The organism is Mucilaginibacter phyllosphaerae (assembly GCF_004378255.1).
GTDB lineage: Bacteria > Bacteroidota > Bacteroidia > Sphingobacteriales > Sphingobacteriaceae > Mucilaginibacter > Mucilaginibacter phyllosphaerae.
This window is the reverse complement of record NZ_SNQG01000002.1, coordinates 484,284-496,246: the sequence shown is the minus strand read 5'-3', so window position 1 is coordinate 496,246 and position 11,963 is coordinate 484,284. Positions and strand designations below refer to the sequence as shown.

Here is an 11,963-nt window from a genome sequence, read left to right as displayed (position 1 = left end):
TGCTACGCCTGATTAAAGATCTGATAAACGCCTGTAAGTACCTTGGCATCATTATGTACCAGCAAGGTGGTTATTTTATGCTTCATCATCAGTTCCTCGGCATCGTAAACCAATTCATGCTCATTAATACTCATAGGGTTAGGGTTCATCAGGCTGGTAATTGGCAGGTGATAAATGTCATCGTACTTCACCAGGCCGCGGCGCAGGTCACCATCTGTTATGATACCGTGTACCTTGCCGGATGTACCTACAATAACCATCCCTAATTTACCTTCGCTCATTTGCAGTACCAGCTGTGTGAATGTGGCATCGGTATCAATAAACGGAAGCTTATCTGTACGCATCAGATCCTTAACCCTTACCAGCAGCTTGCGGCCAAGCCTGCCGCCGGGGTGGAAACGGGCAAAATCTGCCGGAGAAAAATCTCTTGCAGTCATTAACGCCACGGCAAGCGCATCACCCATAACCAGCGTAGCTGTGGTAGACGATGTAGGGGCTAACTCTAAAGGGCATGCCTCCTGCTTAACGCAAACGCTTAAATGATAGGTTGCATTTTTGGCCAGCGTAGACAGCGGGTTGCCGGTGATTGCTATAAAAGTATTTTTATTGTATTGTAGATACGGGACTATTTTAAGCACTTCTTCGGTCTCGCCGGAATAAGACACCAATAGTACCACATCACTGGCGCTTATCATACCCAGGTCTCCGTGAAAAGCTTCGGCAGGGTGCATAAAAAAGCTGGGGGTACCGGTGCTGGTGAATGTAGCCGAGATCTTTTTAGCGATATGGCCGGATTTACCCATACCACAAACCACCAGCTTACCAGCTGATCTTAATATGGCATCAACGGCAAGGCTAAATTCATCATCAATCATCAATGCCACATACTGCAAGGATGCAATCTCTATATCAAATACTTTTTGGGCAATACTCTTCATAAGCTGCAAAAGCTCGGGCCATTATTTGGTATTGCAATAATAGGCAATAAAATCAGATAAGATAAATGACCTGTATGTGCTGAAACCACAAACATCAGGCAAAAGCGGTTATTAGTGTATTTACTAATCCTGCAGCACCCGTAACTTTTTCGTATCTATCTTTATACTTTCTAAACGTTTACCGTCCAGATTTTCAAATTTTGAATTTTTACTGATAAACTCGGGTACAATGGCTTTCATCTTATGAACAACAGCTGTTTCATTGTCCTTTTCATTTAAGGATATCAACTCCTTAATATCATCGGCAACCTGTTTATAAGCATAAGTTATTACCTGCGATATTTTAATTTTTTCGTGATGGGTAGCCATAGTGCTTTCACCATCGTTAAGCAACTCTTCGTATAACTTTTCGCCCGGGCGCAGTCCGCTGTAAACTATCTTAATATCCCTGTCTGGCTGTAAACCGGCCAGTTTAATCATTTTAAGCGCCAGGTCAACTATACGTACAGGTTCGCCCATGTCAAAAATAAATATTTCGCCGCCGCTGCCCATTGTACCCGCTTCTAACACCAGATGCACGGCCTCGGGTATGGTCATAAAATACCGGGTAATCTCCGGGTGGGTTACCGTTATAGGGCCGCCTTTTTGAATCTGCGCCCTAAAACGCGGTATAACCGAACCGTTAGACCCTAATACGTTACCAAAGCGGGTGGTAATAAAGCAGGTATGCTTATTCTCGGGGCTGTTTTTAAGCGATTGGATGTAGATCTCGGCAATACGCTTGGTTGCGCCCATAATATTTGTAGGGTTTACAGCCTTATCTGTTGATACCATTACAAACTTATTTGCACCGAATGCAAGGGATAGGTCGGCAATATTTTTTGTGCCCAGCACATTAGCTCTTATTGCTTCTGAAGGGTTTTCTTCCATCATTGGCACATGCTTATAGGCAGCGGCATGATACACAACTTCGGGCCGGTAATCTGCAAATAATTTATGCATGCGATGGTAGTTACGAATATCGCCAATAAATATTTTAATGGGTATTTGCGCATATTTTTCTTCCACCTCTAAACGAATCTCATGCAGCGGAGATTCGGCCTGGTCGCAAAGTATAACCATTGCAGGATTATACTGCAATACTTGCTGAACGATTTCGGACCCGATAGACCCGGCAGCGCCTGTAACCAAAACCCGTTTGCCCTGCAGATCCTGAGAAATGCGGGTAGTATCAATCTGGATGGTTTTACGTTGCAGCAGGTCTTCTATTTTAAGATCTTTTATTTGCTGCATGTTTAGCTTACCGTATATCCACTGATCTGACGGCGGCACGGTAAGTACCTGTATGCCTAATGCAAGGCATGCCTCAAGCGCCGTTTTTTTAGATTGCTCATCCAGATGATGGTTCATGATGATCATCTTATCAATAGAGCGTTTTTGTTTCAGTTTGGCAAGTTTATTTATATCATATACCCGTACTTGCTGTATCTCTTTATTTATCTTGCTGTTATCGGCATCAACAAAGCCAACTATAACAAAATTAGTTTTAGCGCTTGCCTCTAAAGCCTGCTTAACCAACACCGCGCTGGTATCTGACCCATAGATAAGCACCGATGTTTTTTTGGAACTGGAATAATTGTTAAGATAGTTAAAAGCACTTTTTACGGCGCTTCGCAGCAAAATAAGCAACGTGCTCGACAGGGAGAAATTTACCAGTAATACCAGATCAATAGTGGCAGCATTAATGTGCAAATTTGGCCTTATCCACAATGTAATAACAATTAAATATGCCAAACTACTTATAAATACCGAGCCGAAAATACGCAGCACATCGCGGGTATTTGAGTAGCGGATAAGCCCTGTATGGATACGCATCAGGTACATAACTATTGCAGTTATGATACAATATACCCCTGTATAAATAAAAAAGTACCCTCTTAATATATTGGCAAATTCAAAACGATTTACAATAAGGTATGATGATGCAAAAGACCATGTTACAATTACAAAGTCTAATAACATGATTATCCACCTGGGTACTACCTTACTAAAAAGTAAATATTTTTTCATGGGCATTTGATGTAAGCAGATGACGCAAAGCTAAATTTTTCAACTTTTACTGATATGCCTGGTTTGGGGGCATACTTACATCGTTAAATTACAATGTATGTATCAGTTATCATTTCTGTTTATAATTCAATAACATTGATGACAACAGGCTAATCATTATGCCTGTAATCTTCATTTTATTATACTTTAATTACCATGCTGATGTAAATGCACAGTAACTAAACGTCACAACACAATCGGGGGAAATTTGTTATTAACCTTACAAATATAATAATTACTGTTAAAATTAAAATAGATATTTCTATGTATTTTGATAGCTAAAAAAGATATCTTACTAATAATGAAATTAATAGCCTCTATTTACCAATACTTGCATATGGTTTGGTATGCCAGATGACAGGTAACACTTTAGCAGGTCATTTAATTTTTTCATCCCCAGTTCCATCCCGTTATTGGTATAGCCAGAAATGTGGGGTGTTAAAAACAATCCTTGTTTACCCCATAGTCCCGATTCTGCAGGCAATGGTTCAGTATCATGAACATCCAGAATGGCAGCTCTTATTACACCGTTATCCAATGCTAATAAAAGAGCATTCATATCCACCATTTCTGCACGGGAAATATTGATCAGAACCGGCTTTTGAGTAAACAGGTTAAAAAAGTCACTGTTAAGTGTTTTACGCGTTTTGGCAGTTAGCGGTGCTGATACAATTATATAATCTGCAGCGGCAGCGTATTGCTGTACCTGTTCAAAGACAATAGTTTTAATGCTCGTATCTTCTTGTTTACTTTGGTTTACCACACCAATTACCTGCATGCCTAATGTACGGGCAAGTTTCCCGATAGAACGCCCTACACTACCGTAGCCATAAACAAGTATTGTTTTGTTTACCAATGATACCGACTGCCTGCGCACCCAGGCATTTGCCTTTTGATTATCGTAATTAAACAGCAAATTCTGTGCATCACCCAATATCCACGAGAAAACGTAATTACGGATACACTCTTCGTGTATGCCGCTAACGTTTGTTACAACCAGCCCATTTTGTGGCTTTTTAGCAATTTCTTCCAGCGCCTTATCTACACCGGCGCTCATAAAATGAATCCATTTGAGCTGATTAGGCCCTTGATAATATTCAAATACCCAATTATATTGGTTGGTAATTAAAACCTCCGGAGACAAGGCTATCAAGGCTTCTTTATCTGATACAAAATGAAAAGATGTATCTGTACTTTCATCAAGATATTCATTTACCAGAGCAGTAAACTGCGGCAGCCTGTCTTCAGGAAATGCAAATGCTATTTTAATCACAAGCCAAACTATTATTAGGTGTAATACTATGATTTTTTGAGTTTACTGATAGCCGCTTTCAGTAACTGTCTGTTTTGCAAAAGTGTAGATGAATTAACCTGGCTATATTTAATACAGGTATCCTGCAACAAGTCTATTTCCTTCTTCAGATCTATTTTGTTTTTCAGATCATCCAGAGACCTGGCATTATGATGGAACGTGCGCGAAAGGATAACCATTTCTGAACCCAAACGAATATGCTCGCTTAATATTAATTCTGCCGGGATAGCGCCGCCGCCAATACAGGCAATGCCTCCGAAACCAAATATCAACCCTTTTGCCTTAACGGCACCCGCAACATACTCAACCAAACCACCCGACAGCAATTCAAACATAAAATCAAGCTGCATAGCCAGGTGCAGGTCGTTCAGCCCCAGATGGATCTCATCCAGATCTGCCGCCCTTTCCAAAATGCTGTCTAAGCGTGCCAAAGCCTGCGGCGTTTCTAATAATAAACAAATGCGGGCACGTTTATTTACCAGCCCAACAAGGGTATCAATCTCTGCTACTGTTTTAAACATGGGCAGCATAATTACATCCGCACCGGCTTTAATAACATCCTCCACTTCATTAGCAGTTCCATCATAAATAGGGTTTATGCGTACCATAACCTCTGCTTTTTGCAAAACGCCCTTTACTCTTTTTACATCTGCCGGGGTATGTTTGGCCTTATGCGTATCTAAATGCCCCTGCCTTTCATCTTTGCCTATATATTCCATATCAACAAAAATGCGCTGTACACCACAGCTTTCTGCATAAGTGGCAATATGCGGGTCGTTAGTAATGTACATTAATTTCATAGGCCTGTTTATTTTTTCCATTCTTCGCGGTATAAGCGCCAGTTTTTACCTTCGGCACCGTAAATATCTTTTTTAGAAAACACTACCGCAACCGTTCTGATCATGATATAGATATCCAGTTTAAAGCTTTTTCTGTCAGCATATTCGCAATCAAATATCAGCTGGTCTTCCCAGCTCAGGCTACGACGGCCTTTTACCTGCGCCAGCCCGGAGATACCCGGATATACCGAAAACCGTTTTTGGTACTGCGGGGGTACCACTTCTTTTTGCTCGGGTAAAATTGGCCTTGGGCCAATAAACGTCATGCTGCCTAAAAGTACGTTGATGAGTTGCGGCAATTCATCTAAACTGCTGGCGCGCAAGTAAGCGCCAAGCTTAGTTATACGGCTGTCGTTCCCTTTGATAACGCCTTCTTTTAACTGATCTATTTCGTGTGGTTTACGATTGATCATGGTACGGAACTTTAAGATCTGGAAAGGCAGCCCCAAATGCCCGATCCTGATCTGTTTAAAAAGTACCGGGCCGGCCGAATCAAGTTTTATCAGGATGGCTACAATAATTAAAACAGGCAATAAGATAATTAACAGCACTGCTGATATGATCATATCAATAAGCCTTTTTATAATGGAATACATTTTTTGAACGTAACTGATTTTAAATTAATATTAAGCTGTTTTGCCAACCGGCAAACTTTTTACCACTTCGCAAAACTGCTTGCATAATATTGATTTATCAAGTTTTGTTTCGGCAAGTTTGCGGGACTGTGTACCCATATCGGCTATAATTTGCGGCGATCTCGACAATTCCAGCAAGCGGTCTACCAATTCTTGCGGCTTGTTGGGGTTAACGTAATATCCGCATTGGTTTTGTTCTACCAGGTCTTTTGTCCACCCGGCCGAATTCACAATAATTGGTTTACCTGCCGATAATGAATCGAATAATTTGTTTGGCGAATTAGTGTACAGGATAGGCAGATCCATAAAACTTACAATAGATACATCGCAAAAGTTAACGATCTCTGACATGATTTTCATCGGAAATTTGCCCAGGAAGTGTACATTAGTAAGGCCAGCTTCCACACAGCGGCTTTCCAAAACATCTTTTGTGGAGCCGCCGCCTACAAACAGGATATCAATATCCGGGTTATTGTTCAATAAAATTGCACTGTCTACAATCGTATTGGCGCCATTTGCCAGGCCTAATGACCCGAAATGAATCAGTTTGAATGACTCTGGCCTTAAACCAAGATCTTTACACAACTGTTCGTTTCTTTCGCGTGGCCAAAACTCATCAATTTTAGACATATTGGGGATCATGGTCACCTTACTGTCTGCAACACCGGCGCTTTTAACTCCATCAGCCATTCCGGGTGATAAGGCTATTATGTGTGTAGCGTGTTTGTAGATGGCTCTTTCAAAAGCCACCGCCATTTTAATGATCAGCGGATTTTTTATCCCTCCCATTTGAATAGGCACTTCAGGCCAAAGGTCGCGCACTTCAAACAGATAGGGCAATTTCTTAAACCTTTTTAACATCAGCGCCGGGAAACCGATTGTTAAAGGCGTTGAAGTAGCGATAACCAGATCGACGTTTTTTTCTTTAAACGCCAGCATGGTGGACCTGAACATAAACTTAAGGAACGCTATTAACCGTTTTAACATCCCCATTTTATTATCGTAAGGTATTTTTAGATAGATGACATCAATGCCTTCAATATCCCTTCTATGGCTTTTTTCTATCGAACTATTGGTGGTAAGCATCGTTACTTTATGCCCCTGCTTTATCAATTCCTTACAAACCCAGTAAGAACGGGTAGGGCCGGGTTCGGCTGGTGTTCTAAAATATTGATGGATGTAAAGTATATTCATTAAAGTAAATTTTACGGCGATGTACAAATTAAACCATTCCGGCCTTTTCCAGTATTTTTTTAATAGCAGGCACGGCGTATTTTTCGCGGCTTAAGTACGAGCCTTGTTTTAATTTTTCCAACAAAGGCTTATTGTTAAGTAATTGCGTTATGTGTGCATAAGCCTGCTCCCATTCCTGATGGTTAAACAACAAACCGTTAGTCTCATCAATAAATTCTGTAGCATAGTTCCATTTAGATGCAACAACCGGGATACCTGCAATAAAGGCATCTAATATTACACCCGGGAAACCCTCGGTCATATAATGTGTCGGAAACAGAAATACATCATATTTGCCCATTACCGGGTGTACATCATCAGGCTGCACCAAGCCCAGGTATTGTAAACTGCTATAATTTTTAACGATCTCATGCAGGTATCCCTCATCTGCCTTAGCCATCGGCCCGTATATATCAATGGTTACAGGCACGTTATCTGCTTCTATACGGCGGGCCAGGTTTTCGAGCGTATCCAAACCCTTTTCGCGCATAACGCGCGACATAAAGATCACCTTAAGATCATTAGACACAACTGGTAACGGCCGTTCAAAATCATGAAACTTAAAATTAGGCAGAATGGTTACGTTGGCAATACCCATAGCCTCCAGTTTTTCCTTCAAATCGTTAGTTTGCACAAACAAATGATTAAGCCTTTTCAGAAAAAACTTTAAGTAGGTGTTTTTTTGAACCAAACCTGCAAGCCAGCCGCCTATAGCAACAAAATAAACTTTTTTGAACCACAGCTTACTGTACAAAACGATTACGGGCATTAAAAATTTAACATTACGATGGGCAGGTAATATCACTACTTTTTTATGCAATGGGATCGAAAACAGCAGGCTAAAGATCCCTAAGGGGTTTTTACGAAAAGCTTGGGTATCATAATAAGATGTATTAAAGCCAAACTCCTGCGTAAGTAGCTTTTTGATATTACGGCTGCGCACGGTTTGCCCGTCTATCTGGTTTGTTATATATCCAAAGAAGCCTATGATCAAAAAATCTTTTTTCATTATGCCATTAAAACACCGGATTTTAGACTGGTGATGTTATAATTGTTTAAAATAATTTATATATGCCTTGGCAGAATTAACATCGTTAAAATCCATGCTCCTGGTTTTTAAATATTCAGGATCTTTTGGATTTGCCGACGCGTTATTTATAGCCTGAGCCATAGCCTCAAAATCGCCAACCGGTACTAAAGTGCCATATTTATCGCCTTGTAATATTTCTGCCGGGCCATTTTTACAATCGGTACTTACACATTGGCACCCGCAGGCAAGCGCCTGTATCAGTACACCAGGCATCCCCTCATATAAAGATGATAAAACAAAAACATCCGCTTTTGATAAGTAGGCAAACGGATTGGCAACAAATCCCGGAAAGCTTACATCAGCCTGTAAGCCCAATTCATTTACCAAGCCCTGCAGCTTTTCATACTCTGACGGATTGGTTGTAATATCTCCTAAAATTATCAGTTTGGCCGGGGTATTTTTTTTAAGTTCGGCCAATGCCTTTAGCAGCGTACCAAAATCCTTAACCTTACTTATCCTGCCAACACCCATAATAGTAATATGCTTGCGATGCGTGAACAAAAAGGGATGATCAGCAGGCGCCTTTGCAAGTGTATCCATACTGGCTGTAACAACAGGGTTGTTAATAACCACCGCATTTTGCGGCTTAAGGGAATAATAAGGAATCATATCGGCCCTAACCCCTTCAGATACTGCAACAAAACCATTCGCTTTATTGTATAGCTGCTTTATTAAAAACGAAACTATCTTTGATTTAATCCCGCCCTTACGCCTAGACGCCTCTGAAGGTGTGGTTGCTTCCCTGATGATCAGCTTAGTGCTGCTTTGGCCAGATAATTTATGGGCAAGCACGGCACACGCGCTTACGTGGCTTTGTGTAGTAAGGAGATAATCGGGTTGGTTACTTTTTAAATAACTGCGAAGGTCTTTTACGGCAGCAAATGCCCCTTTCTTTTTAAAATCATACACAGTAACATCGTTAGCAACCTCGGCACAATATGGGCCGGAGAAATCTGCACACAGCAGGGAGGTTTCATTACCTAATGCAGCAAAGCTATTGGCTAAATTAACCATCATTCTTTCTGCGCCACCACCCTGCAGGTTACCTACAAATAAAGCCACCTTCATGCTATTGATTTAAAATATTTTTAACACCATTAGCCTTTATATAACTGTTAACACTGTTTAGCAGGGCAAACATCATGATATATAGTTTAACGTAGAATATATTATGCGATGCAAAAGATGCGATCATCAAAACAGTAATGATGCCTAAACATAAAAATGAGTAGGAATTGGGCCTTAGTCTGAATGAAGCCCACCAGAGGCCAAAGTAATACAAAAGCAATATAAATAAGCCTACAACACCTATTTCTCCCAGTATCAGTAAATAAGTATCGTGGGTACCAAGGCCGCCCAATTCTGGTATAGCATGGAATGAGCCCAAGCCCCTGCCCATAAAAGCATCGTTTTCCATCAGCGATATAGCAGTTCCGCCAATTTTCGATCTGTTGGTTGTGGTTTCTGCACTTACCTCCCCACCCAATAAACGGGTAAATTGATCTATCCTCTGTGTTTGATTTTTTGAGTACTCGCGGTTGCTGAACATTTGTTTAAAAGCAAATGCACCTGCTATAATAATACAAATCAATAATAAATACTGTGTCACTTTGCTGTTAACAGCTTTTTTATCGGCTTTAAATGTCTGGAAATACAAGAAGCCCACGCCAATTACGATGGAGTATAAAAATGCACCTTTTGAGAATGTAAGAACAGCTGCTGATAAACTGACAAAGTACATCGTATAGTACATGATCTTACGGATAGGTTTTACTTCTATCAGTACAAAAAACAAGCAAAATATTTGTGCAAAGGACGATACTACTCCCGCCTGATTAACGCTATCAAACAAGCCACCAATACGGTCATCACTTCCCCTGTCCGTATTCACGATGGATATCACATAACCAAGGCTGGTTAAGGTAATTACAATAGAGTTTAATACAAGCGCGAATGTTATTATCCGCATCAGGTTTAAAAACTTGCCCTCCTTAAAAAATCTGGTAAACATTAATGATACCGAAAACAGGTACAAAATAGATGGCAGATAATACCTGAAACGATCTGTAGTATGCTCAAAACCTTGAGGCCTGCCAATATTTAATATAGAGCCGTATGTAAACCATAAGCCGAATAGTATCAGTAAAGTTTTGGTGTGCTTATCCACCTTAATATTGTACTTAAAAGAATAGTATAAAAATATTATCAGTAACCCGATAAACACCGGCGACAAAAAACCTGCTGATTTATTGGCGATACTTAACAGGTTGTTAAGATCGGTAGTTACAGAAAATATAAATACACAAAATAAAATGTAACTCGCTTTCATATGCCGGTAAGCTTTTTAAAAAGCGATGAATTCAATTTATATTCCGCTTCGTTTTTACCAAATAGTTTAGATCTGATAAAGTAGTAAAAGACATCAACAGGTATTTTAATGCCCATTAATAAACCCCAAAACACCCATGCAGCACCCACGCCAGAGTTTTGTTTAAAATACTGGTAGCTGCTTTTATGTGTTTTAAACATAACTTTAAGCAAATCTTGCTTACTGCTTTGTCCGGCCAAATGTATCAATGAACTTTCTGGATTATAAATAATATCGGCGCCGCTTTCCACTACCCTTTTGCAAAGATCTATATCTTCACCAGTATGCAGATATATCTCATCAAAACCCTTCAATTGCTTTAATAAGGCTCCTCTTATCAATATTGCTGCGCCGGATATGGCTTCAACACTTTGAATCTGGTCATATTTATAAGGATATTTCATCCAATGATTTAAAACCTTACTTTTTACCTTTTTTAACCTAAGCACTTCCATTATAAAAAAACTGCCCACCGTTGGCAACCTGCGCGCGCAGGATTTTTGTATTACGCCGTTGCCATAAAATATCTTTGGCCCAACGGCACCGCATTGAGGGTTTTCATCTAAATAACGGCCCATTATTTGCAAAGCCTCATAAGTACAAATAGTATCAGGGTTCAGTATAAAAACATATTCGCCTGTCGCCATTTCAAAACCCTGGTTGTTACCGCCTGCAAAGCCAAGATTGACCTTATTATCTACCACTGTTACCTCCGGAAATTGGGAACGCACAGCCTCTACGCTATCATCGTTTGAGTTATTATCAATAATAATAATTTCAACATCGCTACGGTTTACAAAATCACTTATCGATTGTATCAGTAAGTCTCTTACATTCCAGCTAACAATAACTATAGAGTATTTTTTTAGCACCATTTATAAACTTTTCTTTAAAACATTGCTTTTTACCTGGTTTATCCTGTCCTGATAAGCAAGGCTTTTATTAATATCAGCATCAGATACCCAGGATTGTAAAGCCCTGTCTTTTAAATCACTGAATTTACCTATGATCTTAGCGGGTGTACCGCCTACTATTGCATCATCGGGTATTGAATTTACAACTACAGAACCTGCAGCTATAATTACATTATTACCAATTTTTACGCCTGGCAATATAATACTGCGATAGCCAATAAAAACATTGTTGCCTATCTCCACCGGAGCGTACAAATACCGGCGCCCTTTGTCATCATTAAATAAAATACCCGCACCATCATGTGTAATAAAAGCAGTACCACCCGTTACGGTTACATTATTACCTATGGTTATCAAAAAAGGCTCGGAACCAAAACTACGGGTATATATGCGGCAATTTTGGCCAACCATTACGCCACATGCCCTTGCATAGGCAACACCGCCCTTAAAAAAGTAGATGAATACCCTGCCAGAGTGTTTAATTAACGTGATCAGCTTTTTAAAGGCTTTCTTCATTATCTATTT

At 40.1% G+C, this 11,963-nt stretch carries 11 protein-coding genes; all 11 read right to left on the bottom strand.

Going from position 1 to position 11,963, the window contains the following annotated elements; genetic code table 11:
• Positions 1–2: 2 nt before the first annotated feature.
• The gene (locus tag E2R65_RS07060) at positions 3–938 is read right to left on the bottom strand and encodes a KpsF/GutQ family sugar-phosphate isomerase (protein ID WP_134335777.1); all 936 of its coding nucleotides are present in this window, start codon (positions 936–938) and stop codon (positions 3–5) included.
• A 123-nt stretch (positions 939–1,061) separates the two neighbouring features.
• The gene (locus E2R65_RS07055) at positions 1,062–3,008 is read right to left on the bottom strand and encodes a polysaccharide biosynthesis protein (RefSeq protein ID WP_134335776.1); all 1,947 of its coding nucleotides are present in this window, start codon (positions 3,006–3,008) and stop codon (positions 1,062–1,064) included.
• 346 nt (positions 3,009–3,354) lie between these two features.
• Positions 3,355–4,320 carry an NAD(P)-dependent oxidoreductase gene (locus E2R65_RS07050; RefSeq protein WP_134335775.1) on the bottom strand — a complete coding sequence of 322 codons (966 nt, stop codon included), beginning with the start codon at positions 4,318–4,320 and terminating at the stop codon, positions 3,355–3,357.
• A 26-nt stretch (positions 4,321–4,346) separates the two neighbouring features.
• A complete protein-coding gene (locus E2R65_RS07045; protein ID WP_134335774.1) occupies positions 4,347–5,180 on the bottom strand; it encodes an aldolase/citrate lyase family protein in 834 nt (277 codons plus the stop codon).
• Entirely contained in the window at positions 5,168–5,794 is a 627-nt protein-coding gene (locus E2R65_RS07040) for a sugar transferase (RefSeq protein WP_134335773.1), read from the bottom strand. The genes E2R65_RS07045 and E2R65_RS07040 overlap by 13 nt, the downstream gene beginning before the upstream one ends.
• A 30-nt stretch (positions 5,795–5,824) precedes the next feature.
• Positions 5,825–7,027 carry a glycosyltransferase family 4 protein gene (locus E2R65_RS07035; RefSeq protein WP_134335772.1) on the bottom strand — a complete coding sequence of 401 codons (1,203 nt, stop codon included), beginning with the start codon at positions 7,025–7,027 and terminating at the stop codon, positions 5,825–5,827.
• A gap of 28 nt (positions 7,028–7,055) precedes the next feature.
• Positions 7,056–8,075 (bottom strand): glycosyltransferase family 4 protein, encoded by a 1,020-nt coding sequence (locus tag E2R65_RS07030; RefSeq protein WP_134335771.1) that lies wholly within the window; start codon positions 8,073–8,075, stop codon positions 7,056–7,058.
• 36 nt (positions 8,076–8,111) lie between these two features.
• Positions 8,112–9,224: a glycosyltransferase gene (locus E2R65_RS07025; protein WP_134335770.1), complete on the bottom strand. Its 1,113-nt coding sequence runs from the start codon at positions 9,222–9,224 to the stop codon at positions 8,112–8,114.
• Between the two features lies 1 nt (position 9,225).
• Positions 9,226–10,485 carry an O-antigen ligase family protein gene (locus E2R65_RS07020; protein ID WP_134335769.1) on the bottom strand — a complete coding sequence of 420 codons (1,260 nt, stop codon included), beginning with the start codon at positions 10,483–10,485 and terminating at the stop codon, positions 9,226–9,228.
• Positions 10,482–11,399 (bottom strand): glycosyltransferase family 2 protein, encoded by a 918-nt coding sequence (locus E2R65_RS07015; protein WP_134335768.1) that lies wholly within the window; start codon positions 11,397–11,399, stop codon positions 10,482–10,484. The genes E2R65_RS07020 and E2R65_RS07015 overlap by 4 nt, the downstream gene beginning before the upstream one ends.
• Positions 11,400–11,954: an acyltransferase gene (locus E2R65_RS07010; protein ID WP_134335767.1), complete on the bottom strand. Its 555-nt coding sequence runs from the start codon at positions 11,952–11,954 to the stop codon at positions 11,400–11,402. It lies immediately after the preceding gene.
• Positions 11,955–11,963 lie beyond the last annotated feature (9 nt).